The organism is Pseudoalteromonas undina (genome assembly GCF_000238275.3).
Taxonomy (GTDB): Bacteria; Pseudomonadota; Gammaproteobacteria; order Enterobacterales; family Alteromonadaceae; genus Pseudoalteromonas; species Pseudoalteromonas undina.
On sequence record NZ_AHCF03000003.1, the window covers coordinates 988,730 to 1,013,124 of the forward strand.

At 39.6% G+C, this 24,395-nt stretch carries 26 protein-coding genes; 20 read left to right on the forward strand and 6 right to left on the reverse strand.

The genetic code is table 11. From position 1 onward, the window contains the following. The first annotated feature begins 9 nt into the window (after positions 1 to 9). Entirely contained in the window at positions 10 to 486 is a 477-nt protein-coding gene (locus tag PUND_RS08285) for an HPP family protein (RefSeq protein ID WP_010388547.1), read from the forward strand. Positions 487 to 518: 32 nt separating this feature from the next. Here the strand turns inward: PUND_RS08285 and PUND_RS08290 are convergent, their stop codons facing one another. Next, on the reverse strand, positions 519 to 881 hold the full coding sequence (locus PUND_RS08290) for a hypothetical protein (RefSeq protein WP_010388549.1): 363 nt from the start codon (positions 879 to 881) through the stop codon (positions 519 to 521). A gap of 150 nt (positions 882 to 1,031) precedes the next feature. Between PUND_RS08290 and PUND_RS08295 the strand changes: the two genes are divergently transcribed. Further along, positions 1,032 to 1,784, forward strand: a complete 753-nt coding sequence (locus tag PUND_RS08295) for a Nif3-like dinuclear metal center hexameric protein (protein WP_010388551.1) — start codon at positions 1,032 to 1,034, stop codon at positions 1,782 to 1,784. Between the two features lie 146 nt (positions 1,785 to 1,930). Here PUND_RS08295 and PUND_RS08300 read toward each other — a convergent pair whose 3' ends face one another. From PUND_RS08300 to PUND_RS08310, 3 genes are all read right to left on the reverse strand, one after another. Further along, on the reverse strand, positions 1,931 to 2,695 hold the full coding sequence (locus PUND_RS08300) for a YdcF family protein (RefSeq protein ID WP_010388552.1): 765 nt from the start codon (positions 2,693 to 2,695) through the stop codon (positions 1,931 to 1,933). A gap of 54 nt (positions 2,696 to 2,749) precedes the next feature. Continuing rightward, positions 2,750 to 3,637 (reverse strand): LysR family transcriptional regulator, encoded by an 888-nt coding sequence (locus tag PUND_RS08305; protein WP_010388553.1) that lies wholly within the window; start codon positions 3,635 to 3,637, stop codon positions 2,750 to 2,752. Between the two features lie 445 nt (positions 3,638 to 4,082). Continuing rightward, positions 4,083 to 6,452 carry a GGDEF domain-containing protein gene (locus PUND_RS08310; RefSeq protein ID WP_010388554.1) on the reverse strand — a complete coding sequence of 790 codons (2,370 nt, stop codon included), beginning with the start codon at positions 6,450 to 6,452 and terminating at the stop codon, positions 4,083 to 4,085. A gap of 206 nt (positions 6,453 to 6,658) precedes the next feature. Here PUND_RS08310 and pyrC point away from each other — a divergent pair, with 206 nt between their 5' ends. The 9 genes from pyrC to PUND_RS08355 all read left to right on the forward strand — a co-directional run bounded on the left by pyrC (position 6,659) and on the right by PUND_RS08355 (position 15,419). Then, positions 6,659 to 7,699 carry a dihydroorotase gene (gene pyrC, locus PUND_RS08315; RefSeq protein WP_041708796.1) on the forward strand — a complete coding sequence of 347 codons (1,041 nt, stop codon included), beginning with the start codon at positions 6,659 to 6,661 and terminating at the stop codon, positions 7,697 to 7,699. 410 nt (positions 7,700 to 8,109) lie between these two features. Next, entirely contained in the window at positions 8,110 to 8,313 is a 204-nt protein-coding gene (locus tag PUND_RS08320) for a cold-shock protein (protein ID WP_004588138.1), read from the forward strand. A 1,028-nt stretch (positions 8,314 to 9,341) separates the two neighbouring features. Continuing rightward, positions 9,342 to 10,112 carry a DUF3450 domain-containing protein gene (locus PUND_RS08325; RefSeq protein ID WP_010388561.1) on the forward strand — a complete coding sequence of 257 codons (771 nt, stop codon included), beginning with the start codon at positions 9,342 to 9,344 and terminating at the stop codon, positions 10,110 to 10,112. Between the two features lie 6 nt (positions 10,113 to 10,118). After that, positions 10,119 to 11,483 (forward strand): MotA/TolQ/ExbB proton channel family protein, encoded by a 1,365-nt coding sequence (locus PUND_RS08330; RefSeq protein ID WP_010388563.1) that lies wholly within the window; start codon positions 10,119 to 10,121, stop codon positions 11,481 to 11,483. Continuing rightward, a complete protein-coding gene (locus tag PUND_RS08335; RefSeq protein ID WP_010388565.1) occupies positions 11,483 to 12,007 on the forward strand; it encodes a MotA/TolQ/ExbB proton channel family protein in 525 nt (174 codons plus the stop codon). The genes PUND_RS08330 and PUND_RS08335 overlap by 1 nt, the downstream gene beginning before the upstream one ends. A gap of 14 nt (positions 12,008 to 12,021) precedes the next feature. Continuing rightward, positions 12,022 to 12,426 carry an ExbD/TolR family protein gene (locus tag PUND_RS08340; protein ID WP_006792384.1) on the forward strand — a complete coding sequence of 135 codons (405 nt, stop codon included), beginning with the start codon at positions 12,022 to 12,024 and terminating at the stop codon, positions 12,424 to 12,426. Continuing rightward, entirely contained in the window at positions 12,426 to 13,040 is a 615-nt protein-coding gene (locus tag PUND_RS08345) for an energy transducer TonB (protein ID WP_010388569.1), read from the forward strand. Before PUND_RS08340 ends, PUND_RS08345 begins: the two co-directional genes overlap by 1 nt. 11 nt (positions 13,041 to 13,051) lie before the next feature. Then, on the forward strand, positions 13,052 to 14,311 hold the full coding sequence (locus PUND_RS08350; RefSeq protein ID WP_010388570.1) for a tetratricopeptide repeat protein: 1,260 nt from the start codon (positions 13,052 to 13,054) through the stop codon (positions 14,309 to 14,311). Positions 14,312 to 14,372: 61 nt separating this feature from the next. After that, positions 14,373 to 15,419 (forward strand): hypothetical protein, encoded by a 1,047-nt coding sequence (locus PUND_RS08355; RefSeq protein WP_010388573.1) that lies wholly within the window; start codon positions 14,373 to 14,375, stop codon positions 15,417 to 15,419. A 14-nt stretch (positions 15,420 to 15,433) separates the two neighbouring features. On the opposite strand, the gene PUND_RS08360 is transcribed toward PUND_RS08355, so the two are convergent. Next, entirely contained in the window at positions 15,434 to 15,760 is a 327-nt protein-coding gene (locus PUND_RS08360) for a TraR/DksA family transcriptional regulator (protein WP_010388576.1), read from the reverse strand. Positions 15,761 to 15,819: 59 nt separating this feature from the next. Next, complete coding sequence (locus tag PUND_RS08365) at positions 15,820 to 16,800, reverse strand: tRNA-dihydrouridine synthase (RefSeq protein WP_010388577.1); 981 nt, start codon at positions 16,798 to 16,800, stop codon at positions 15,820 to 15,822. Positions 16,801 to 16,989: 189 nt separating this feature from the next. On the opposite strand from PUND_RS08365, the gene PUND_RS08370 reads away from it, so the two are divergent. The 9 genes from PUND_RS08370 to PUND_RS08405 all read left to right on the forward strand — a co-directional run bounded on the left by PUND_RS08370 (position 16,990) and on the right by PUND_RS08405 (position 24,393). Continuing rightward, positions 16,990 to 17,580: an HvfA family oxazolone/thioamide-modified RiPP metallophore gene (locus PUND_RS08370; protein ID WP_021033091.1), complete on the forward strand. Its 591-nt coding sequence runs from the start codon at positions 16,990 to 16,992 to the stop codon at positions 17,578 to 17,580. Between the two features lie 64 nt (positions 17,581 to 17,644). Continuing rightward, the gene (locus PUND_RS08375; protein ID WP_010388581.1) at positions 17,645 to 18,502 is read left to right on the forward strand and encodes an HvfB family MNIO-type RiPP peptide maturase; all 858 of its coding nucleotides are present in this window, start codon (positions 17,645 to 17,647) and stop codon (positions 18,500 to 18,502) included. A 54-nt stretch (positions 18,503 to 18,556) separates the two neighbouring features. After that, positions 18,557 to 19,309 (forward strand): HvfC family RiPP maturation protein, encoded by a 753-nt coding sequence (locus tag PUND_RS08380; RefSeq protein WP_010388583.1) that lies wholly within the window; start codon positions 18,557 to 18,559, stop codon positions 19,307 to 19,309. A gap of 72 nt (positions 19,310 to 19,381) precedes the next feature. Then, a complete protein-coding gene (locus PUND_RS18435) occupies positions 19,382 to 19,504 on the forward strand; it encodes a hypothetical protein (protein ID WP_008109320.1) in 123 nt (40 codons plus the stop codon). 155 nt (positions 19,505 to 19,659) lie between these two features. Next, positions 19,660 to 20,205, forward strand: coding sequence for an adenine phosphoribosyltransferase (apt, locus tag PUND_RS08385; protein ID WP_008109316.1), 546 nt, complete (start codon positions 19,660 to 19,662; stop codon positions 20,203 to 20,205). Between the two features lie 3 nt (positions 20,206 to 20,208). Next, positions 20,209 to 22,548 carry a DNA polymerase III subunit gamma/tau gene (gene dnaX, locus PUND_RS08390; RefSeq protein ID WP_010388588.1) on the forward strand — a complete coding sequence of 780 codons (2,340 nt, stop codon included), beginning with the start codon at positions 20,209 to 20,211 and terminating at the stop codon, positions 22,546 to 22,548. A 60-nt stretch (positions 22,549 to 22,608) separates the two neighbouring features. Then, positions 22,609 to 22,935, forward strand: a complete 327-nt coding sequence (locus PUND_RS08395) for a YbaB/EbfC family nucleoid-associated protein (protein ID WP_010388590.1) — start codon at positions 22,609 to 22,611, stop codon at positions 22,933 to 22,935. A 6-nt stretch (positions 22,936 to 22,941) separates the two neighbouring features. Next, entirely contained in the window at positions 22,942 to 23,550 is a 609-nt protein-coding gene (gene recR, locus PUND_RS08400; protein ID WP_010388591.1) for a recombination mediator RecR, read from the forward strand. A gap of 129 nt (positions 23,551 to 23,679) precedes the next feature. Then, positions 23,680 to 24,393 (forward strand): RluA family pseudouridine synthase, encoded by a 714-nt coding sequence (locus tag PUND_RS08405; protein WP_010388592.1) that lies wholly within the window; start codon positions 23,680 to 23,682, stop codon positions 24,391 to 24,393. The last annotated feature ends 2 nt before the right edge of the window (positions 24,394 to 24,395 follow it).

Sequence of the window (24,395 nt, forward strand, 5' to 3'; positions counted from 1 at the left end):
GGAGGTAATATGCATAGTGAGCAAATAAAGTCGGCATTAATCGCAGGTGTTTTTTCTACTTTTGTTTTGGCTTTTTTGGCGTGGCTAAATTATATGGGTGATTACGGTATTTGGTTAATGGCGCCATTTGGCGCAACAGCTGTGCTTGTTTTTGGCGTACCACAGAGCCCATTAGCTAAGCCAAAAAACGTAATAGGGGGGCATATGCTGACCGCAATGATTGGGGTTGTTTTTAGCTATTATAGTGCTGATAGTGCGATCATGATTGGGCTGGCTGTGGGTATTGCTATAACTTTGATGATGATCACTAAAACCATTCACCCTGCTGCCGGTGCAAACCCTATCTTAATTATTGAGTCTAGCCAAAGTTGGGATTTTTTAATAATGCCAGTACTTGCCGGGACAGTGTTTATTGTGGTGTGTGGTTTTGTCGCGACGTGGTTTTTGCAGCTATTGATAGAAACTAAACATAAAAAAACCGCTTAACGCGGTTTCTTTTATACTGAGCACTCAGTGAATTACACTACACCGCGCGGTAGGCGACAGTCGTGATCTTTACGAGCAAGCTCTACTATCCAAAGCTCTTCTGCTGTGTAACCTTCTTCGTTCTCAGTGATCACGGTGAAAGGCGCTTTTTTCTGTGCTTTTACAGGAGCAGCTTTTTTAGTTTTTTTAGCGGGTGCTTTTACTGCAGCTTTTTTTGTAGACTTTCCAGAGCTTAATTCTTTAGTCAGCTCTGCTACATCAGCTAGGCGCATATTCTTGCCGCCATCAACGCTGTACCAGCCAGGTTTAGTTGTTATTTCAGGTTTTTTACCATTGGCAGCTTCATATGCAGCTTCAAAGGCAGATAACACTTCTGTTTTGTCTAGTTTGCTCATCAGAGACCCTATACGTTGTTTACACAGATAAAGAAGAGGTATTTATACCTATTTTAGAACTGTTTTTCAATTTTTTGCGATTTTCCTTTCATTTTTAGCGCATAACCGCCAAAATTTGTACAAAATTCAGTGCAAAGTAAGGTAAGTAGTATGCAACGTAGAGAATTTAATCAACTATTAAATACCCTGTTAAAGCCAGAAACCATTAACGATTTTTGTCCAAACGGACTTCAGGTAGAAGGTAAAGATGAGATACGCACCATAGTAACGGGTGTAACGGCAAGCCAAGCACTTATTGATGCCGCGATTGAAAAAAATGCCGATGCCATTTTGGTACACCACGGCTATTTTTGGAAAGGCGAGTCACAACCTATCATTGGCATGAAAAAACGTCGTGTGGCTGCACTTTTAGCTAACGACATCAATTTATTTGCTTATCATTTGCCATTAGATATTCACCCTGAAATCGGCAACAACGCTCAGCTAGCGCAATTACTCGATATTGAGATTGAAGCAGGTTTAGAGCCAGTCAATAACAGTGTCGTGATGAAAGGGCGGTTAAAAACGCCGCTAACGGGGTGCGAATTTGCTAAAAAAATAAACCAAGTGCTTAATCGCGAGCCTCTGACAAGTTTAGTGCGTAATGATAAAATTGAAACAATTGCCCTGTGCACTGGTGGCGGGCAAGGCTATATAGATTTAGCAGCTGAGCAGGGGCTAGATGCTTACTTAACCGGTGAAGCGTCAGAACAAACAATACATAGTTCTCGCGAGCAAAATATCGACTTTTTTGCTGCTGGCCACCATGCCACAGAGCGATACGGTATTAAAGCGCTGGGTGAATACCTTGCTGATAAATATGGCTTTGATGTAACATTTATTGATATAGACAACCCAGTGTAAGCTTTGCCGTAAATACAATGCCGTCTAAGTAACCTATTCATACTTATCTTGAGTAGGTTCTTTAAAATCTAAAGTTAAAATAACTTATTACTTTAATATGTTATAAAGAGTTTCCGCTGAGTTTAAAACCCATCAACAATAAAAAATCAAAGGGCTTCAGGATTTATTGTACGACGTATTTTTATCCATGTATCGCCAAGTACTTCATGGGCAAATTGAGTCACTACTAGTAATGCTTTTGCGTTGGGTATGAGTTGCTTATACCAAGGGTACGCTGCAAAGTTGTGGTAGTCAGTTGCTGCGGGGATCACAGTGATGCCTTGAGCATTAAATAAATTTATTGCTCTGGGCATATGGCTTACAGAAGTAACTAAAACGGTATTATAGTCAACAAGTTTTGAGGCTAAAAATGCGGCTTCTTGCGCTGTGTCCATTGCGTTTGGATTTTGTACAATGCGACTTTTATTCATACCCAAGCTAATTGCCGTTTTATACATAAGTGCGCTGTTGGTGACTTTTTCATAACCCCCACCTGATACAATTAACTGAGCTTGAGGATATATATTAGCGAGCCTAATACCTTCCACTAAACGTGTTAATGCACAATTTCCTAGCTGGCTGTTAGCACTAAGGGCTGGGTTAGGGTTTATGTCGCAGCCAAGTACCACAATTTTATCTATGCTAGGGTGATCATTGATACTAAAAGCCAATGAAGTAGGTTGATTCTGTTTAATCAATAAGTTGGCAACCCAGGGCGTACTGGCAAGTAATAAGGTTGCAAGACTCAAAAAAGACAAGGTGATAACAAGCTTTCGGTGTTTGAGTGCAAAAATAAGCAGTATTAGGCTAAGTAAACCTAGTAATGGTAACGGCATGAGTAAACCGCCCAATATTTTTTTAAGTTCAAACATAATGAGTAACACGGTTGAATATATTTACTAACATGTTACTCATAAGTTTTAGATTTATCGACCGTTATTTAATTTACAGGTGTTTAAAAAATGACGGTAAACCGGATTGTCTTTCATGTCTTTTTTCATCGCTAAGTACATCGGACGGGTTAAACCAAGCGCGCCCAGTGGAATTGACTTAATTAGCCCTTGGCTTTCATACGGAGTAACGAGCCAATCAGGTAGGGCGGCTACACCCATACCTGCACTGACTAATTGAAATATAAGTAAGCCCTGATCAACTGTTTTAAGCGTGCCATCAAAACGTGCATTTTGAATAAAATGCTTAAATATATCTTGGCGCTCACGCGGAATCGGGTAAGAAATAATAGTTTCGTTTTTTAAATCAAGCGCAGTTACGTAGGCTTTTTTAGCTAAGTCATGATCCGGTGCCACTATTAGCTTAAGTTTAAAGTCAAATAGGTGGGCGTATTCTAGTTTGTCGGGTTCACGCACATCTGAGGTAAGCACTAGGTCTAATTCATCATTTAATAAGTCTGGGATGGCGTCGTAACTAAAACCACGTTCGTAATCAATCTTTATGTCAGGCCAAAAATTATTAAACTCTTTAATAGTAGGCAATAACCAATGAAAACAGGCATGACATTCAACACTTAGACGCAGTTGTGAGATTGGCTGATTTAAACTTTCTTTTAATCGGCATTTAGTTGCTTCTAACTTAGGTAATATTTCGTGTGCTAATTCAAGTAATAACATACCTTGAGGTGTAAATCGGACAGGTTGAGTTTTTCGTTCGAACAACTGGCAATCTAATTTATTTTCTAAATCTTTGATCTGATGCGATAAAGCTGACTGAGTTAAAAATAGCTCGCGGGCTGTATTAACCAACGATCCCGTTTCTTTGAGGGTCGCTATAGTTTTTAGGTGTTTAATGTCAATCATCTTTAATAAATCTCATGGGTATGGTGAGTATTGCTTAGATTAACTACATACTACGCTTATATAAAAATCGTTTCAACGTCTAGATGGCTATAAAAGTGAGGTTTGGTGTGTTTTTTACTGCAAACATTAAATTTATTAACTTTGCATAGTCAAATATTGTTTTGTTATTTGTTTATTGTTGAATTTAGCTCATGTTAAATCGGGTTTAAATAGTTAAGCTGAAATTAAAATAAAGCAGTGTGAATTTGGTTATGGAGTAAGTTATGCATGTTTAGCGATTAATGTGTTGTTGTAAAACATGTTGTTGAGGTTAGCATTTATCATCAAGGTTTAATTGGTATGCTCTTACAAACGAGGTTGAATTATTAAGAGTATTAAAGCGAGTAAGCACAGTGGTCAGTTTAATCCTAAATACTTGGTTGTAAATTCCAGCTGTGCCTAGCCATTAAAGAGGGCTGTGGATTAATGCTATGGCCTCTGTTGCTGTAACAGGTTTTGATTTTAAAAAGCCTTGCCCATAATCACATTGGGTTTTTTGTAAAATAGTAAGTTGCTCAGCGGTTTCTATTCCTTCTGCAATAACAATAAGATCTAAAGAAATAGCCAAGGTTAAGATAGCATCTATTAATGGGTTAGCAGTGGTTTTTAAGTTATCAATAAAGCTTTTATCAATTTTCATTACATGAATTGGCAGTTGGTGCAAGTAGCCTAGAGCTGAATAGCCTGTACCAAAATCATCAAGGCAAAGCAACACTTTTAAAGGTGATAACCCTTGTATAATTTGCGTCGCTAATTCTAAATTTTCGATCAGTCCCGATTCAGTTATCTCAAGACACAATGAGCCCAGTGGTAGGTGGTGTTTTTTATAAATACTATGGAGCTGCTCTACAAATTCTAAACTGGCAAAGTGTCGAGAAGATACATTAACCGTGACACGTAAAAAGCGATGCCCTTGTTGTTGCCACAAAGCAATATGTTGCGCTGCGAGGTCTAGTAAATGTAAATCTAAGTTAATAATTTGCCCGGTCTTTTCAGCAATTGGAATAAAGTCGTTCGGTGATATAAACCTTTTTTTTGGGTGATGCCAACGTACGAGAGCTTCAAATCCTATAACCTCGCCACTGTTAATAGTAAAGATAGGCTGAAAATACAGTTCAAATTCATTATGCTCAATACCGTGCTGTAAATCGTTTTCAAGATCTGCATGCGTTTTTAGCTTATTGCGCATCACGTTATTAAAAAATTTAACTTGGCCACGCCCAGATGATTTTGCCTCATACATAGCTGCATCTGATTGTTGCAATAATACAAATGCTTCATCGTCTACGCTGTCACTAAATGCAACGCCAATACAGGTGGAGGGCTGCAGTAAATGGCCATCAATATTAACGGGTTCAGATAGTGCCGCTTTAATGCGAGTAAGGGCATCGTTTACTTGGTCACGATGACTGAGGTTTTCCATAAAAATAGCAAACTCATCGCCACCTAAGCGAGAAAAGGTATCGGTATTGCGTACCGTTTGAGTAATGAGTTTACATATAGCAATTAAAAAGTGATCACCTACTTCGTGACCTAACGAATCATTAATACTCTTAAAGCGATCAAAATCAAGGTAAAGCAGGGCATGAAAAGTGCCTTTTCTAGCGCGATTTAGGCGTAAAATCGCATGCTTCATTCTTTCAATCAGTAGCGAACGGTTTGCCAGGCCAGTTAGCTCATCGTGCAGCGCTTTGTGCTCTAGCTCTTGACGGGCTAAATGTCTATCTATGACCATGCTTATTTGACGGCTTACATAGGTTAGCAGCGAACTATCATGCTCATTATAATAATGTTGTTCGTCATAACTTTGCACAACAATGACGCCACTCATACGCTCATTAACTTTAAAAGGCACACCTAACCATGAATCAGCTTGTTCACCTACTAACTTAAAATGGCCTTGTGCAATATGTTCATGGTATTGCTGTTTATTAAGTAGTAATGGTCGTTCATTAATCAGCAAATAATAAGAGGCTGTTTCTTTTAGTTGATCTTTGGAAATTATTTTATGGGTATTTGTTTGTACACCGCCTTCAACGGTATAAACAAAGTCGAGTGCGTCTTCTTTTTTGTCGTACAACGCAATAAAAAAGTTACTTGCAGTCAATAAGCTGTCAATAATTACATGCAGCGATTTAAAAAACGTATCTAAATTTTGTGCTTTGTAGGTTAAGTTAGCTATTTGCAGTAGGCTGCTTTCTAATTTTTGTGCATTGTTGAGCTGCATTACTGTGTCTTGCAAGCTATTAACGGTATTCACTTGATTGATTTTTGCGCTTAATAAATGAGCTACCGTAGTTAAAATCTCTAGATGCGAACTAGTAAAGTAATTTTTTATTGGGTGCTCACAGTCTATAACCCCAAGCACGCGATCTTTGTATATTAAGGGGACGCATATTTCTGATTGGGCAGGGCGTTCATCAGCTATGTAACGGCTGTCTTTATTTACATCACCAATTATTAATGCTTGCCCTGTGGATGCTGCATAGCCTGTTATGCCTTCGCTAAAGCGAATGATTTTGCGTTCAGACTGATAACTGATATGTTCGCTTTCAATGCCCATAGAAGCTACTTGATTCAGCAAAGATTGGCTGTCATCTGCTAAGTAAATAACGCAGTCTACAAACCCAAGTCGATTAACAACCTGTGTAGTGACATAACTAAAAAGCGCTTCTAACGTATTCAGTTGCAATAAACTTGACGAGAACTGATTGATTATACTCAATTGATCCGTTTTAGTTTCGAGCGCTTTAGTGGTATCGATAGTGTTCGACATAAGCAGCTTTGGGAGGCCTTATAATTATTATTAAAGGTACATACGTTAACCTAATATTAACGTTTCTACAAAATAAAACGTTAAATGAGAATCATCAAGTGTAAAGTTAACTTTAAATGTAGTATCTAAGGATTATTTCTAATAAGCCCTTTACTCGAAAACACCATATGCCTATGATCAGTTAACTTAAGCATTAGGACTTTACGATGACGAGCAAAATGACAACTTTAACGATTACTAGACCCGATGATTGGCATGTGCATTTACGCGATGGGGATCAGTTAAAAGATACGGTGCGTGACATTAGCCGTTATATGGGCCGCGCGATAATTATGCCAAATTTAGTTCCGCCAGCTACGTGTACAGAAACCGCATTGTCGTACCGAGAGCGAATTATGGCTGCAAAACCTCAAGGGCAGTTTGAACCTTTAATGGTGCTTTACCTTACTGATAAAACGACGCCTGATGAAATAAAAAAAGCAAAAGCGACAGGTAAAATTTTTGCAGCTAAATTGTACCCAGCGGGTGCAACAACTAACTCGGATTCTGGTGTAACATCAGTAAAAAATATCTACCCAGTATTAAAAGCAATGCAAGAGGTTGGCATGCTTTTACTTGTCCATGGTGAAGTCACTGACTCTTCTATTGATATATTCGATCGTGAAAAAGTATTTTTAGACACTATTTTAGGTGACGTTGTCGCAGACTTTCCTGAGCTTAAAATTGTCCTTGAGCATATAACAACGAAAGATGCAGTAGAATTTGTTGAAAATGCCTCGGATAATGTAGCAGCTACAATTACTGCGCATCATTTGTTATATAACCGCAACCATATGTTAGCAGGGGGGATACGCCCACATTATTACTGCTTACCTATATTAAAACGTAACATTCATCAACAAGCGCTTATGGCGGCAGCGACAAGTGGTAGTAAAAAATTCTTTTTAGGCACGGATTCAGCCCCACATTATAAAGATAAAAAAGAGGCGGCATGTGGTTGTGCCGGTGCTTATACCGCGCATGCAGCTATTGAACTTTATGCTGAAGCTTTTGAAGAGGCAGGAGCGCTTGATAAGTTAGAAGGCTTTGCAAGCCACTTCGGTCCAGACTTTTATGGCCTTGAGCGTAATACTGACACTATTACCTTGGAGAAAGCGCCTTGGACAGTGCCAGCAAGTTATTCGCTAGGAGATTCAGAAGTAGTACCGATTAAAGCCGATAGTGTTATTGACTGGCAAGTTAAATAGTAAAAATTAAGCTAAAACCACCTAAACTAAGGTGGTTTTTTATTTTCAATTACCAAAAAAGCGGTTTGGAGGAACCCTATTTTAAATATTTATAATCTGCTTATAAAAAATACAACTTTTAGGTTGTTTATCCTTATAAAAATTAGAAACTTATAAAGAAAGTAATAAATCGATGAATCTTCAAAAATAAATCCCAATTAATAGAGCTAAAAAAATATTAATGTGTTAACCTTAATTGGCTTTGAGTTTTTGCGTATTGAATTACGGTATTGTGCTGCGTTTAAGGTTACCGGTTTGGTTATTACTTCTTCCTGTACTATCACCTCCAGTTTTTTGGGCATTGACTCAGGGAGGATATTGCCATAATTATATGGCTGAATTTTAATTATTGACTTACAGGAAAATTTAGTATGTCGGTTACTGGTAAAGTAAAATTTTTCAACGAAGCTAAAGGCTTTGGTTTCATTGAACAAGAAAATGGTCCTGACGTGTTTGTACATTTCAGCGCAATCACTGGTTCTGGTTTTCGCACTCTTAGCGAAGGTCAAGCAGTGACTTTCAGCATCAAGCAAGGTCAAAAAGGCCCAGAAGCTGAGAACGTAGAAGTAGCATAATTTATTATGTGAACCTAAGTTCATCGTGGTGAAGCACTAACCTGTTTCACCATAATTCATATACATCTACAAAACTCATTTACTCCTCTGTAACGCCATAATTCTTTTAGTAGCTATAATTCCTTTAAACCCTCATTCTATCTATATGTTTATAAACCTTCGTGCTTTGAGTATTTCATCGGCCAGCTACATATTAGCTATGCCATTACGTAATAATACTTAGCCATATTGAGAGGGCTGATGAGTCGATAACTGCGTTAAAAATTTCTCGTCAGAAAAAAAATAAGTAAATTTTTTGCCTTGCTATCTACATAGTTTTCCTTTTTAAAAATAGCTCATTTAATTAAGCGAGTTGGTATTACTTAACGTTACAGTGAACCTATCAGCGTCATCACTGCAAATCCTATTGGTTAATAAAAGCTTAAAAGTGTGTAAGATTGGCATTCGTACCTATGAAAATATTAACAGTGGCCAGGGAGCGTTATATTAATTGAATGAAAAAACACAGGTGTTAATAAAAATGATTTTTTTGTAATTACCTTCCCCCCCTTTGTATTGCTTTTTAATAAATCTGCACGTCATTATTATGATGCGATGAATAACCTAATAATAACGATTAGCTGTATTTTTGGTCTAAAAAGTCTTAAAAAAGCTTCAAAATGAATATTCGGGACAGAAAATTAGCTTATTTTTAATTTTTTTTCAGCAACGATTAAGTTAATTTTAAATGTTATATTTTTGTTTACATTAACGGTGGTGGTGATCGTTATTCTTACTATATCAGGGCTTGCAGAAATTGTGTTTATCACGTTAGTTATAATAATGTTAATTTTTTTGTTCGGGCCCAGTAAATATCTTACAAACAAGCTGATTTATTTATAGGTTATGCTAAACATGAAGTTGACATGACATGATGCATTTAGCATTATTGGTAAGTTGATATCTATTAAAAGATATCAGGGTTGTCTTCCCCTTAGCGGGTTGATAATTAAATTATAAAAGTAACATTACTTAATTGGTTGGGAACTATGTCTGTTAAAATCAGAAAGAGTCTTGTAGCAACTGCGTTGGTTGGCGCTTTTGCATTTGCAAGCAGCAATGTGATTGCAGATCCTTTGAATGACGTGCAAAAAGCAGGTCAAACAATTCAAAAGGCTGCGGTTAAGTCTCAAACTAAAATTGACAATGTATATGGTCAAACTCAGGAGCTAATCGCTGAGTACCGTAGCATCGTTGATGAGACTGAACTTATGAAGGTGTACAACGATCACGTAGCACGTTTGGTCGCAGACCAAAACGCGTCTATCGCATCGTTCGATCGTCAAATCGCGACTATCGATAACACTAAACAAAACGTTGTGCCTTTGATGTATCGCATGATCGATACGCTTGAGCAATTCATCAAAGCGGACGTTCCATTTAATCTAGAAAACCGTCTTGGACGCGTTGAAAGATTACGTGAGATCATGGCATCTGCATCTGTAACAACGTCTGAGAAGTTCCGTCAGGTTCTTGAAGCGTACACTGTTGAAACAGCCTACAGCTCAGCTGTAACTGCTTCTCAAGGTACTTTAGATGTTGATGGTCGTAGCATTAACGTTGATATCGGTCGTTTAGGTCGTATTACTTACGTAGCGCAGTCATTCGATCTAAAACACGCTTGGGTGTGGGATAACAACACTAAACAGTGGAAAGAATTAGGTGAAGAATACCTAAAACCTGTTAAAGAAGTGATCCGTATGGCACGTAAGCAAGCGACACTAGAACTTGTTAAACTACCAATTTTTGGCGCGGAGTAATCAATAATGAAGAAACTATTTAAAGGTTTTGCTGTTGCAGCAGTACTGTCTGTTTCTGCCGGTACCGCGCTTAATGCACATGCAAATACTGATGCTTTAGATAAAATTCTTGAGCAAGTAAAGCAAGAGCGTATTTCTGAAGGAAAAATCAATAAGCAACGTGAACAAGAGTTCTTGTCAGATCGTGCTGATAAGCAAGCGTTACTTAACAAAGCGAAAAGCCAACTAGCTGCTGAAAAAGCACGTGGTGATCGTCTCAGCAAAGAATATGCACAAAACGAAAATACTTTAGCGGAAAAAGAGCAAGCTCTTCAAAACGCACAAGGTACGTTAGGTGAAATGTTTGGTGTTGTTCGTCGTGCAGCAGCTGACGCAATTGGTTCAATTGAAGCATCTTTAGTAAGTGCTGAAAAACCAGGTCGTGCAGAAGTACTTCGTTCATTAGCAGCCGCTAAAGAACTTCCAACAGTTCGTGAATTAGAAGAACTTTGGATTTCACTTCAAACAGAAATGACTGAGTCAGCTAAAGTTTCAACGTTTGAAACTGAAGTTGCAGGTCTTGACGGTAACCCGTCTATGAAAAAAGTAACACGTATCGGTAACTTCAACTTAGTTACAGACGACGGCTATTTAATCTACTCACCAGAGACTAAATCTATTCAGCCTCTAGGTAAGCAACCTGACAGCTATATCCTTAAAGGTATTTCTGATCTAGAAGGTACTTCAGCTGATAATTACGCTGGCGTATACGTGGATCCTACACGTGGTGCAATTTTACGTATTAACACTCAGAAAAAGTCTCTTATGGAGTACTACGAGCAAGGTGCTGAAGTTGGTTACATCATCACAGTATTACTTGTTGTAGGTCTTTTAATCTTCTTAGTGCGTTTCGTTGATTTAGCGCTTACTACTTCTAAGATCAAAGGTCAGCTTAAGAACTTGTCTACACCGAATACAAATAACCCACTGGGTCGTATTCTTAAAGTGTACTCTGACAACAAAAACCAAGATGTTGAAAACCTTGAGCTTAAACTTGATGAAGCGATTCTACGTGAAACGCCACGCATCGAAGCGGGTATTAACATCATCAAGATCCTTGCTGCTATCGCACCATTACTAGGTCTACTAGGTACGGTAATCGGTATGATCCTAACGTTCCAAACAATCACATTGTTCGGTACGGGCGATCCGAAGATCATGGCTGGTAACATCTCTCTAGCACTTGTAACTACAGCGCTAGGTCTAATTGCAGCTCTACCACTTATCCTACTTCACTCTATTGTTGCAGGTCGTAGTAAGTCGGTATTACACATCCTTGATGAGCAAAGCGCGGGTATCATCGCGACTCACGCGGAGAAGGAGAAAGCCTAATGCTAGTCCTGATGGAGATATGGGAATCTATCAGGGATTTTGTTGGCACAGGCGGCCAGGTATTATACGTGGTCGCGATAGCACTCTTTCTTATGTGGGTTTTAATGATTGAGCGCTATTGGTTCCTACTTGCTGAATTTCCTCGTTTAACGAAGGAAATAGTAGCCAAGTGGGATGCCCGCCAAGACACTACGTCTTGGTACGCACACAGAATCCGTGAAGCATGGATTTCTGAAGCGTCTGAAAAATTAGATCAGCGTATGTTGTTGATTAAAACATTAGTAGCTGTATGTCCTTTAATAGGCTTACTTGGTACTGTTACGGGTATGATCGCGGTTTTTGAAACCATGGCAACCCAAGGTACAGGTAATGCACGTTTAATGGCATCAGGCATATCAATGGCAACAATCCCAACAATGGCTGGAATGGTTGCGGCACTATCTGGGGTATTCTTTAGCTCACGCCTTGAGGCAAGAGCGAGAATGGTGAAAGCCAAACTTGTAGATAGTATGCCTCATCACTAGAGAGAGAATTAAATATGGCACGTAAACAACGTTTTCGTGAAGAAGAAGAAGCAGCGGTAGATATGACGCCAATGCTTGACATCGTATTTATCATGCTTATTTTCTTTATCGTAACTACATCGTTCGTTAAAGAGGCTGGTATCGAGGTCAATAAACCAAAAGCTGCCCAAGCTACGAAGCAAAAAAATGCTAACATTTTTATTGCAATTCGCAGCGACGGTGCAATCTGGATTGATAAACAGCAAGTTGATGTTGAACGTGTTTCAGCAAAAATCGAAAGTTTATTAGCAGAACAACCTACTGATGTTGTAATTTTGCAAGCTGATAAAGAAGCAAAACACGGTACAGTGGTTAAAGTGATGGACCAGATTAAAGCGACAGGTGATAACCTGAGAATTTCAATAGCTGGAGATCAGTAATGATTCGTTTTCTGTTTTCACTGATTGCAGGTGGGGCAGTTACTTTCGGCTTGTTCTACTTCATGGCATACCTCATCTCTGGTGGGGCTGACCGTAATACGGAACAAAAAGAGCAGATCATAGTCGAAATTATGACGAATCCGCCTGAATCTAAGGTGCAGGAGAGGAAGCGTGTACCGCCTCCGCCTCCGCCACCGCCAAAGCAGCCGCCTAAACCGCAGCCGCCACAGCCGGAAAACAGCAACCCAAGTACAAGCTTGTCGTTTAATATGCCAAGTATCGATGTGGGAAGCACGGCTGGTGGACTGAGTGGTCCAGGTGCATTTGGACGAGATGGTGATGCGACACCGATCGTTCGTATTGAACCAAAATATCCAACACAAGCAGCACGTGATGGTAAAGAAGGTTGGGTTCAACTTTCATTCACAATTGATGAGTTAGGTGGTGTGATTGACGTTGATGTAATCGACGCAGATCCAAAACGTATCTTTGACCGTGAAGCTAAACGTGCATTGCGTAAGTGGAAATACCGTCCTAAGATCATTGACGGAAAACCACAAAAGCAAGTTGGTTTACAAGTTCAACTAGACTTTAAACTTAACCAAGGCAACTAAGGAGGCGAGTAATGAGAAATTTTTCTAAAGTAACTGCACTTGCAATTCTTATGTCTGTGTCAGGTGTAGCGTTGACTGCACCTGTTTTAGCGGCGCCAGATTACGCGAAAATTGAAGAGCGTAAGAAAGCAAAGACTAAAATCATGGGCGAACGTACTGGTAAAAAAGTAATTAAAGCGTTTGATTTGTATAATGAAGATGATGTTGATGGCGCAATTGCTTTATTGAAAGAGTTAGATCCGTCTAACGACTTTGATAAAGCAACTGTTAATCGTTACTTAGGCAGCATGTATGCTCAAAAAGAGCAGTACAAGGTTGCCATTAAGTACATGAAAGCAGCGATTGCACCAGATGTATTAAACTTTGCCGATCAGGCTCAGGGTTTAAAAACCCTAGGTGATATGTATGCAGGTACTGAACAATACAGTGCTGCCAAGCAAGCATATTATGATTGGATGGACTTTACAGGCGAAGAAGACCCCAAAGTTTACACTCGTATTGCGCAAGCAAGTTATGAGCTTAAACAGTTTAATGAGGTTCTTGAGCCGGCAAACAAAGCAATTAAGTTAGCAAAAGAGCCTAATAAAGCTCCTTATCAACTTAAATTAGCTGCCTATTTTGAGAAAAAGCAATATCAAAATATGGTTAAAGTTGCTGAAGAAATCGTTCGTGTATGGCCTGAAGACAAAAAGTCTTGGGTAGGCTTAGGTAAGTATTATTTACAAACCGAAGACTACAAGAAAGGGCTAGCAACTATGGAAGTTGCTTACAAGAACGGCTACTTTGAAAACGAAGTTGAATGCAAAGTTCTAGCTAACTTTTATTCTTTAAACGAAATTCCTTATAAAGCAGCTGTAACGCTTGAAAAGGCCGTTAAAGAAGAAAAAGTTAAACGCACTAAGCAAAATATGAGTGCAATTGCTAGTAACTACCATCGTTCGAAAGATATAGAGAAAGCTGCTAAGTACTACGAAGAAGCTGCTAAATTTGATAATGACGCTGAGCTTTACCGCAAAGCAGGTTCATTACTTCTACAATCTGAAAAATTCAGTGCTGCTGTTGTTCGTTTGAACAAAGCATTAGAGCTTGGCTCTGAAAAGAAAGGTACTATTTATTCAGATTTAGCTGAAGCGTTTTACTACCAAGGCAAGTATAAGCAAGCACATGCTGCTATTACTAAAGCTATGGACGATCCAACCACACGCAGGTTTGCAAAAGGTTGGGCTACATATATTAAAGATAAAGCCGCTCGCAACGGTGTTAAAATTTAATATTTAATGTACTCTAGTATTTTTAAAAAGCCCCATTGGGGCTTTTTTTATTGGAATTAACATGAACAAAACGCCTATTATTTCATTGCTCTTTTGTTTGCTTTTAGCATCATGCTCTAAGCCAGCGGACTTATTTTCATCTTATGAAGAGGCACAGAGCGCGTTAATATCACTTAATACGGCTTTAAGTGCACAAAAGAACCCACACAGTACAGGACTAAGTAATGAGCAACTGCCTTTTACTGACGCATATTTAGCGCGTCGCCACGCTATTTACCAGCAGTTAATGCAAATGAAGTTAACTGTTGCGCAAACTACTCAGGTAAATTATTTGGTGATTGCAGAGCGATTTCCAGAGCGTTATTTTGCATGGCCTGCACACACTGATGTGTTATCAAATATGCTTTCGATAGTTAAAAATGATGCTCAGAAGAAAAATATTGAGCAATGGCTGATATTTGTTCAAACACAGCTTAAAGCCGCTGAGAAAAGTAACTTAAAGCTTAATAAAATAGAGCATAATTATTTAAAGCACTATGTACAGCAAGCAATTAACAGTACTGACACACCTATTGAGCTTAATGAGTCTCTGAGTGTATTAAATAATTATTTAACGCAATATAAGCCAAGAGGCAGCATTGGGTTGTCTGGCCTTGCTAATGGCAGCCAGTGGTACCAAAGTAAACTAAATTATTTTGCAAATGATGTGCTTTCACCGCTTGAGTGGTTAAGTCACATTGATAGTAAATTTAAATCAATGCAGAGTCAAAAACAGCAAACAATGGTAGAAGCTTCAAATGTCTCACAGCTTACCAAATTACTTTTAACTGATGATTCTAAAATAGTGGGTTTAGACTGGTCAACGGGTTATACGCTATTACCTCAGCGGGCTAACGCTACACAATTAGAACCTGCCGATGCGCAGCTCTATATGGCTATGATGGAGACTGATCTTGGGGTGCATTATCATGCGTGGACACTATCGCAAGCGCGTTTAAATTTACTAAAACGTTTAAATATTAGTGAAGAAGATGCGAGGATATTAGTTGAGGATATTCTTTTTTATCCAGGGCAATCATTTAGTTTTGCACCGCAATTACTCAATTAAATTTAAGTGCGCTACTACTTAGCGCACTTATCACACCGCTGAGCAGCAGGGTCTCTTTCTAAGCGCTGCTCTGATATTTTCTCTTCACAGTCACAGCAGTAGCCATATTGACCAATATCCATTTGACTAATTGCTGCTTCAAGCTTGTTCATTCGTTCAATTAACGGATTATACTCAGTACCTAATTGTTGAGCTGCTAAATCGAGCCACTCTTCATTGGATGTATGGGTTAGGATGCAGAGCAAATTTTGATGTGTAGGGTGAGTCGATTGTGACAGCAAACCTAATATAGTTGCTTTAACACTTTCTATTTCATCGTTTAGTCGTTGCTGGTGATGCATTAGCAGTATAACCCTTAAGTTAATTTGTAGTGATACTGCTATTATCTATTTAGATTTACTTAGGTGTTATGATTTGTATCAAATTGTGGCGCTTTCGCATACTTCTTTAACACTTCGGCTACTTCATCCTTGGCTTTTAAACGACGAATTTCATCAAATAATAGTCCTGCTTGTGGATATTGGCGTTTTAAATAACCAAGCCATTGTTTTGTTCGAGATGCAAAGTATTTAGTATCTTTGCTGGCTGTTTGGTGCATAGATGAATGAATAATATGGTGTAAAATATTTTCCCATGTCAGTTCACTGTAGCTTTCTTTATTAACCTGCGCTTTAATTTTTCTTGCTAGATCAGGATGTGAAAGCGCGCCACGACCAATCATCAAATCACGGCAACCACTGCGTTTTTGGCATAAAAGTGCATCTTCTATTTGCCAAATTTCGCCATTGGCGATCACTGCAATTTTTTTATCTTTGACCAAAGGAGGGATTTTTTCCCAATAGGCGGGTGGATTGTAGCCATCGCGTTTAGTACGTGCATGTATAGCAATGCTGTTAGCACCAGCGCTAACAACGGCATCGACAATTTCTTGGCTGTTACTATCATCATCAAAACCTAAGCGAATTTTAGCACTTACTTCATGCTCATCATCAACGGCATCCCTTACCGTTTTTATAATCGAGTACATATGATCTGGATCTTTGAGTAATACAGCACCGCCTTTGCTTTTATTGACAGTTTTTGCTGGGCAACCAAAGTTTAAATCAACACCATGAGAGCCTAAGCCAATTGCTTTTACAGCATTTTCTGCTAACACGTCGGCTACTTGGCCTAATAACTGAATGCGAACTGGAGTACCACTACGAGTGAGCCCCGCATTTTTAAGTTCAGGGCAATAACGGTGAAATACTTTATCTGGAAGGCAAGTATCTACAACACGGATAAATTCGGTCACACAAAGATCGAAGCCGCCTATATCGGTAAGTAGTTGGCGCATTTTAAAGTCAACGACACCTTCCATCGGTGCTAAAATAAGTTTCATAGTGTGATTAATGTATTACTAAAAAAGGAGCGCCAGTTTACCTGTAAATCATAAATTCATAAAACGCTTATTAGCGTTCATAGAGAGTTAAATAACTTATTTGCAAAAAAATAGAAAATTTGAAAGTTTTTAGTTTAATACCGGTCTACTTTTATAATGATGTTCAACAAGTTTAAAAGGTAATTAAAAATGAATACAATAAAGAAAAACTCAATTGCATTAACATTAGGCGCAGTGGTTGTTGGCAGCGCAAGTATGGCGAGTACTGATGTTCAAGCTAATCCATTTGAGTTTCAACAAATGGTAGCTGGTTATCAATTAGACGCTGGTGAAGGCAAGTGCGGCGAAGGAAAATGTGGCGGCGACGCTAAAGCGAAAAAAGAAGGCAAGTGCGGCGAAGGTAAATGCGGCGGTGATGCTAAAGCCAAAAAAGAAGGCAAGTGTGGCGAAGGTAAATGCGGCGGTGATGCTAAGGCCAAAAAAGAAGGCAAGTGCGGCGAAGGTAAATGCGGCGGTGATGCTAAGGCCAAAAAAGAAGGCAAGTGCGGCGAAGGTAAATGCGGCGGTGATGCTAAGGCCAAAAAAGAAGGCAAGTGCGGCGAAGGTAAATGCGGCGGTGATGCTAAGGCTAAAAAAGAAGGCAAGTGCGGCGAAGGTAAATGTGGTGGCGATGCTAAGGCCAAAAAAGAAGGCAAATGCGGCGAAGGTAAATGTGGTGGTGATGCTAAGGCCAAAAAAGAAGGCAAGTGCGGCGAAGGTAAATGTGGTGGTAGCCACTAAACTTTTCTTTTTCCGATAAGTGAGAGGGCCATTAGGCCCTTTTTATTTAATATGAGGTTTTATTATGGCTCAAAATCAAACGCCTAACTTTGGCATGGTCGGTTTAGGCTTGCGAAGAGAAATGCTAGATGAGCTTGAGCATGCCATACCAAAACAAATTGAGTTTATGGAAGTGGCCCCAGAGAACTGGTTAAAGCTAGGTGGGCGCTTTGAAAAGCAATTTAAGCAGTTAACTAATAATAATCACTTTGTTTGTCATGGTTTATCTCTTTCTATTGGCTCACCTGAACCGCTCGATATTGAATTTATAAAGTCGTTAAAATCTTTCTTTGATAACCACGATATTAAAGCTTATAGCGAACATTTAAGCTATTGCTCAGGTAAAGGCCATATGTATGACTTAATGCCAATTCCTTTTACTGAAGAAGCGATCAAACATGTCGTTTCTCGGGTTAAGCAGGTACAAGATATATTAGAGCGACCACTTGTGCTGGAAAATGTGTCTTATTATGGTGCCCCTGGTCAGCAGCTATCAGAGCTTGAATTTACCAATGCTATTTTAGAAGACGCAGACTGCCAGTTGCTATTAGACGTTAATAATATTTATGTGAACTCGATTAATCATGGTTATGATGCACAAGCATTTTTAAGTGGGCTACCAACTAATAAAATTGCCTATTGTCATGTTGCAGGCCACTACAATGAGGCTGATGACCTTATTATAGATACTCATGGCGCAGATGTTATTGACCCTGTCTGGCAATTGCTCGATAGCGCATATCAGGCACATGGTGTTTTTCCCACACTGCTAGAGCGAGATTTTAATATTCCGCCTATTAACGTGTTAACCAAAGAGCTGGATATAATCCATCAATTACAGGCAAAGCATCTTAAGTTGTTATCAACAGCACAAAGTGCTTAGCTGTTTGAATTTAATAAGTACTTGCTATTTTAGGGTTTTATAAGAGTCGTTATTATGAGTTTTATCGATGTGCAAAATGAGTTTATGGCCCATATTCGAGAGCCTAATAAGCAGCCGTGTCCAACCGATGTTGAAGACAGACGAATGGCTATTTACCGAGATCTGTTTTTTAATAATATTAATGGCTTTGTTTCATCGGCATTTCCAGTTTTAAAAACACTTTATAGTGATCAACAGTGGCTATTACTGGTTCGTCAATTTTTTAGTGAACATGATTGCCAATCTCCTTATTTTTTAGATATAGGAGAAGAATTTATTACCTATTTAATGACAAGCTATGTACCTAGAGAGTCTGATCCGGTGTTTATGCTGGCGCTAGCCCATTATGAATGGATTGAGCTTGACGTGTCTGTAATGAAGGCTGACCCCCGTGAGCTCCCTCTAAGCACTAATAAGCTTACTCATTCTCCTTTGTATTTATCTAAAACAGCGCGTAACTTAAGCTACGACTATCCAGTGCAACATATAAGTGAAGAGTTTCAACCTCAACAGCCTTCAGAACAGCCGTATTTCTTTGTTGTTTACCGCGATGAGAGTGATGAGGTGCAATTTTTGGCCACCAATGCCATGACAGCCATGCTACTGTCTATTATTGAAAATGAAGCGGGGAGTACGTTTGAGCAGGTTTGCCAACAGGTTAGTGAAAATGCACCACAATTTAATCTTGAGCAAATAACACAAGGGGCACTGAGTACCTTAACAGCTATGGCACAGCGGCAAATTATAGTGACAAAAAATCAAGACTAAGCTCTTTATTGATTATTTCACATCGTCTATTATAGCGCCTTTATTTGTTGTGCTTAATAAAAGGTTGTACCCATGTCAGATGATAAAGACTTTAAAGACCCGTTCAATGCGGCTTACTTTTTTGCATTCTTAGCCGTATTTGCTGGAATAGGGTGTTTAAATGCCATTTTAGGTTGGATCACCAGCTTAACTTAATCAGGTTTTATTTTAAGGCTGTTGTTTTTCATCAGCCTTACATTTTTATCACTTCCCTCTCCCGACACTTTATAATTATCGCAAACTCGCAATTTACGACCACTTAAGGTTATAATCACCTGCTTTGTAATATTAATCATTGAGCAGTTAAAATTATGACTCAAGTAACACCAGCAATTATCAAAAACAGCATTACTACAATTGCTGATTATCCTAAAGCGGGCATTATGTTTCGCGATGTAACAACCCTAATGGCAAACCCTGAAGCGTTTAAAGCAACCATAGATGCATTTATTGACGCTTATAAAGACCAAGGTTTTACTAAAATTATCGGCACTGAATCACGTGGCTTTATTTTTGGTGCTCCGCTATCTTATGCTTTGGGAATTCCTTTTATCCCTGTTCGTAAACCAGGTAAATTACCGCGCGAAGTTATTCGCCAAGATTACCAACTCGAATATGGCGAAGATACACTAGAGCTTCATACTGATGCGATTGTAGCCGGTGATAAAGTCTTGTTAGTTGACGACTTGTTGGCGACCGGTGGTACAATTGAAGCAACAGCCAAGTTGGTTGCAAAATTAGGCGGTAACGCCACAGATGCTGCCTTTGTTGTATCACTTCCAGAGCTTGGTGGTGAGCAACGTATTGAAAAAATGGGCATCAATATTTTAAAATTGGTTGAATTCGAAGGCGAATAATCGATGAGTTATCAGGTTCTAGCGAGAAAATGGCGTCCTCAAACCTTTCATGAATTGGTTGGGCAGTCTCATGTAAAACAGGCGCTGGTAAACGCGCTGACTCAAAATAGACTGCATCACGCTTATTTATTCACTGGAACCCGTGGTGTTGGTAAAACCACCATTGCCCGTATTTTTGCTAAAAGCTTAAATTGTGATGAAGGTATATCTGCCACACCATGTGGTCAATGTAGTAGCTGTGTTGATATAGAGGCAGGGCGCTACATTGATTTACTCGAAATAGATGCGGCCTCACGCACTAAGGTTGAGGATACGCGTGAGATACTTGATAACGTTCAATATGCGCCAACGCGCGGACGTTACAAAGTATATCTAATCGATGAAGTACACATGTTGTCAAAGCACAGCTTTAATGCGTTATTAAAAACGCTTGAAGAGCCGCCTGAGCATGTGAAATTTTTGCTCGCAACCACTGATCCTCAAAAATTACCAGTGACTATTTTATCTCGCTGTTTACAGTTTAATCTGAATGCATTGTCGCAAGCTGAGATTAAGCAACAGCTTGAGCATGTGCTTACCCATGAGCAGCTTAACTTCGATAATGATGCGCTAAGTATTATTGCCAAAGCGGCCGATGGTAGTATGCGAGATGCATTAAGTCTGACCGATCAGGCTATTGCTCAAACAAATGGTGATATTAAAAATCAAGCTGTACAAGACATGCTTGGTTTAATGGACACCCATTACAGTCAAAGTTTACTTGCGGCATTATTAGCGCAAGATGGCACAGCCTTGATGAATGAAGTTGCTCAAGTCGCTAGCCGAAATCCAAATTACATTGCGCTGCTTGATGACTTAATTGCGCTAACGCATGTGATTCAATTGAGTCAATTAGTCCCTGAAGCAGCAGCGCTTGATAGCAATAACGCCGATTACATTGAGCATGTTGCAGCGCATACCCATGCCCAACAAATTCAAGTGTATTACCAGTTATTACTGAATGGCAAAAAAGATTTACAATGGGCACCTGAGCCTCGTTTAGGATTTGAAATGATTATGCTCAGGTTATTGGCATTTGAACCTACGCAGTTGCAAACCAATCAACCTGAACCTAGCTCACAAGCTGCGCCAGAGCAAAATAGTGCAGGGCGTGCTAATGCACTGCGTGATATTTTAAATAAAAATAAACCAGCGCAGAGTAATGCTCCTCAAATTCAGCCATTAGCAACTAATACGCAGCCAACAAAAGCCGATGAGCCTGAGGTTTCAAAGCCTGATTATAGCCAAACACAACTTGAGCAAAGTTCGATACAAAGTCAGCCTCAAATTGTCGATACCCCTGCTGTAATAAGTGATGAACAAGCGCAGCGTCAAAGCGAAGATGATGCCTACATGCAGCACAGTGATGTAGAACAAACTATTGCCGCACAATACGATGATGTAATGAGTAGCGCTGTTGACCAAGGGTTTAACCCTGAGTTAGCAAATGCCACAAGTAACGCAGATCAGTCTGCGTCATCAATGGGTGAGCAAGAAGCGCGAGCACAGTCAGCAATAGCGCGTATTTTACGCGATAGAAACATTTCGGGTGCCGGTAAGCTTTCAAGTGCCGCTATTGAAAAGCCAACTGAAGAAAAACCAGCACCGACAAAATCCGAATTTAGTCGCCCGCAGGGCAATGAAGCACAAACTGTATCGCAGCAGCCACCGCCATGGGATAATGAGGTGAGCGATGACCTGCAAAAAAAGCCTCAGCTCCCAGCACAGGGGAGCCAAGCTCAGGTAGCAAATAAGCCAGCGAGTAAAGTTGACTTTAAAGCAAAGCATCAAACGATTACTGAAAATTTAGCACCGGAGCTATTAGAGCAAATTAACCCGCAAAAACCAGCACCTGTTGTTGAACAAGAGCCTAGCATTCCGATACCAGATGATTTTCAAAGCCCAATTAGTGACATTAGATTTGCTCATCAACAAGACGAGTGGGCCTATTTAATAAAGCGTATGGAACTTGGCGGACGTATGCGCCAGTTTGCATTGCACTCAATTTTTACCAAACAAGACAATCATTTCCATATTGAAGTGGATGAATCGCAAAAGCACTTAGATACGCCAATGTTACGTCAAAAGTTAAATGTGGCGTTATCTAGTATTTATGGACACAACGTTGAGCTTAATATTGATTTTGCTAGCGGGGTGATTGACTCACCTTATTTGATTCAACAAAAAATTGATGCAGGTCGTCACCAGCAAGCGATTGATGTGATCACCAGCGATGAAAATATAGTACAATTTCAACAGCTATTTAGCGCTGAAATTGACGAAAACAGTATTCAGGCATTGTAATTAACGACCAGTGCCCTTATTTATACTCCAGTTAATGTATTAAAAGAAAGAGAGACGATTATGTTTAAAGGTGGAATGGGTAACATGATGAAGCAAGCGCAGCAAATGCAAGAGCGCATGCAAAAAGCCCAAGAAGAAATCGCAACGATGGAAGTGGTTGGTGAAGCCGGTGCAGGTTTAGTGAAAGTAACCATGCTTGGTAACCACAATGTTCGTCGTGTTGAGCTTGATGAAAGCTTAATGGAAGATGACAAAGACATGATTGAAGATTTACTTGCAGCAGCGTGTAATGATGCTGTTCGCCGTGTTGCTGAAGAAACTCAAGAGCGCATGGGCAAAGTAACAGGCGGTATGCAATTACCACCTGGTATGAAAATGCCGTTCTAAGCAATTATGCAACTTTCAGATAGTTTAACATCGCTAATAGAAGCACTTCGTTGTCAGCCAGGTATTGGCCCGAAATCTGCTCAGCGCATTGCATTTCATTTATTAGAGCGCGACCGCAAAGGTGGCACTCAGCTTGGGAATGCGCTAACAAAAGCGATGACGGCTGTAGGGCATTGTCAGTCGTGCCGCACGTTTACCGAGCAAGCGCAATGTGATATTTGCTTAAGCACTAAGCGTCAAGACAGTGGTATTTTATGTGTGGTTGAGTCGCCTACAGATGTGTTAGCGATTGAACAAACAGGCCAATACAAAGGACTCTATTTTGTATTAATGGGACATTTGTCACCGATTGATGGCATAGGGCCTAAAGAAATTGGTCTAGACGTGCTTGAGCAAAAGCTTGCCCATGGCGGTATTAATGAAGTTATATTAGCCACTAACCCTACGGTTGAAGGTGAAACAACGGCTCATTATATTGCCCAGCTTTGTCATAAATACAAAGTGGGTGCATCGCGAATAGCTCATGGTATTCCTGTGGGTGGCGAGCTTGATTTAGTCGATGGCACAACCTTAATGCATGCATTTAGTGGCAGGCGCTTAGTCAGCCATGAATAGTTTATTTTAAGCTTAACTATTTGAACTTACTTTAAAAGCCTACATACATGCTGTAGGCTTTTTTGTAGGCTTTTTTGTAGGCTTTTTTGTTGGCTTTAATTGCAATATAAACAAAAGTTTAAGGATGGTATGGCTGCAATAACTCAAAGTGCTAATGTGATTGTTGATGACTTTATCGCACCTGTTTGCCATGAACACATAAAAATTATTTATCAAGATGATGATATTTTATTGATCAATAAACCTAGCGGCTTGTTGAGCTTGTCGGGTAAAAACCCTCTTAACTGGGATTCGGTTCACTATAGGCTTGTTAATGGTCAACAAGGCGTTACCGCAGCGTTTCCTACTGCGATATTACCCCACCGTTTAGATTTAGGTACCTCCGGAGTGATGGTGGTAGCACTTAACGAGAAAGCAGCTAAAGCACTGAATCAGCAATTCCAATCCCGAAGTGTTAAAAAGCAATATCGCGCAATGCTCTTTGGATTGGTTTCTGAACCTCAGGGAGAAATTACTGCGCCTATAGCAAAAGATAAAATGTTATTTCCGAAAGTGAAAATTTGTCACCAGAGCGGCAAACCCTCGCGCACTCAATTTAAAGTGGTTAAACGCTTTAACAAAGAGCAAAAAACTTTGGTCGATTTTACTCCTATAACTGGACGCACTCATCAACTTAGAATTCACAGTTTAATTTTAGGCCACCCTATACTAGGATGTGATTTATATAAAAATGATTGCAGTGAGCAGGGTGCTCAACGATTATTATTGCATGCCAGCGATTTATTTTTTGTGCATCCATGCACTGATAAGCCAATGCACGGGCATGCCACAACGCCTTTTTAGTT

Bases quoted from the DNA above. Each gene is read 5' to 3' on its own strand.
- PUND_RS08285 (WP_010388547.1), top strand. From the start codon at position 10: ATGCATAGTGAGCAAATAAAGTCGGCATTAATCGCAGGTGTTTTTTCT.
- PUND_RS08290 (WP_010388549.1), bottom strand. From the start codon at position 881: ATGAGCAAACTAGACAAAACAGAAGTGTTATCTGCCTTTGAAGCTGCA.
- PUND_RS08295 (WP_010388551.1), top strand. From the start codon at position 1,032: ATGCAACGTAGAGAATTTAATCAACTATTAAATACCCTGTTAAAGCCA.
- PUND_RS08300 (WP_010388552.1), bottom strand. From the start codon at position 2,695: ATGTTTGAACTTAAAAAAATATTGGGCGGTTTACTCATGCCGTTACCA.
- PUND_RS08305 (WP_010388553.1), bottom strand. From the start codon at position 3,637: ATGATTGACATTAAACACCTAAAAACTATAGCGACCCTCAAAGAAACG.
- PUND_RS08310 (WP_010388554.1), bottom strand. From the start codon at position 6,452: ATGTCGAACACTATCGATACCACTAAAGCGCTCGAAACTAAAACGGAT.
- pyrC (WP_041708796.1), top strand. From the start codon at position 6,659: ATGACGAGCAAAATGACAACTTTAACGATTACTAGACCCGATGATTGG.
- PUND_RS08320 (WP_004588138.1), top strand. From the start codon at position 8,110: ATGTCGGTTACTGGTAAAGTAAAATTTTTCAACGAAGCTAAAGGCTTT.
- PUND_RS08325 (WP_010388561.1), top strand. From the start codon at position 9,342: ATGTCTGTTAAAATCAGAAAGAGTCTTGTAGCAACTGCGTTGGTTGGC.
- PUND_RS08330 (WP_010388563.1), top strand. From the start codon at position 10,119: ATGAAGAAACTATTTAAAGGTTTTGCTGTTGCAGCAGTACTGTCTGTT.
- PUND_RS08335 (WP_010388565.1), top strand. From the start codon at position 11,483: ATGCTAGTCCTGATGGAGATATGGGAATCTATCAGGGATTTTGTTGGC.
- PUND_RS08340 (WP_006792384.1), top strand. From the start codon at position 12,022: ATGGCACGTAAACAACGTTTTCGTGAAGAAGAAGAAGCAGCGGTAGAT.
- PUND_RS08345 (WP_010388569.1), top strand. From the start codon at position 12,426: ATGATTCGTTTTCTGTTTTCACTGATTGCAGGTGGGGCAGTTACTTTC.
- PUND_RS08350 (WP_010388570.1), top strand. From the start codon at position 13,052: ATGAGAAATTTTTCTAAAGTAACTGCACTTGCAATTCTTATGTCTGTG.
- PUND_RS08355 (WP_010388573.1), top strand. From the start codon at position 14,373: ATGAACAAAACGCCTATTATTTCATTGCTCTTTTGTTTGCTTTTAGCA.
- PUND_RS08360 (WP_010388576.1), bottom strand. From the start codon at position 15,760: ATGCATCACCAGCAACGACTAAACGATGAAATAGAAAGTGTTAAAGCA.
- PUND_RS08365 (WP_010388577.1), bottom strand. From the start codon at position 16,800: ATGAAACTTATTTTAGCACCGATGGAAGGTGTCGTTGACTTTAAAATG.
- PUND_RS08370 (WP_021033091.1), top strand. From the start codon at position 16,990: ATGAATACAATAAAGAAAAACTCAATTGCATTAACATTAGGCGCAGTG.
- PUND_RS08375 (WP_010388581.1), top strand. From the start codon at position 17,645: ATGGCTCAAAATCAAACGCCTAACTTTGGCATGGTCGGTTTAGGCTTG.
- PUND_RS08380 (WP_010388583.1), top strand. From the start codon at position 18,557: ATGAGTTTTATCGATGTGCAAAATGAGTTTATGGCCCATATTCGAGAG.
- PUND_RS18435 (WP_008109320.1), top strand. From the start codon at position 19,382: ATGTCAGATGATAAAGACTTTAAAGACCCGTTCAATGCGGCTTACTTT.
- apt (WP_008109316.1), top strand. From the start codon at position 19,660: ATGACTCAAGTAACACCAGCAATTATCAAAAACAGCATTACTACAATT.
- dnaX (WP_010388588.1), top strand. From the start codon at position 20,209: ATGAGTTATCAGGTTCTAGCGAGAAAATGGCGTCCTCAAACCTTTCAT.
- PUND_RS08395 (WP_010388590.1), top strand. From the start codon at position 22,609: ATGTTTAAAGGTGGAATGGGTAACATGATGAAGCAAGCGCAGCAAATG.
- recR (WP_010388591.1), top strand. From the start codon at position 22,942: ATGCAACTTTCAGATAGTTTAACATCGCTAATAGAAGCACTTCGTTGT.
- PUND_RS08405 (WP_010388592.1), top strand. From the start codon at position 23,680: ATGGCTGCAATAACTCAAAGTGCTAATGTGATTGTTGATGACTTTATC.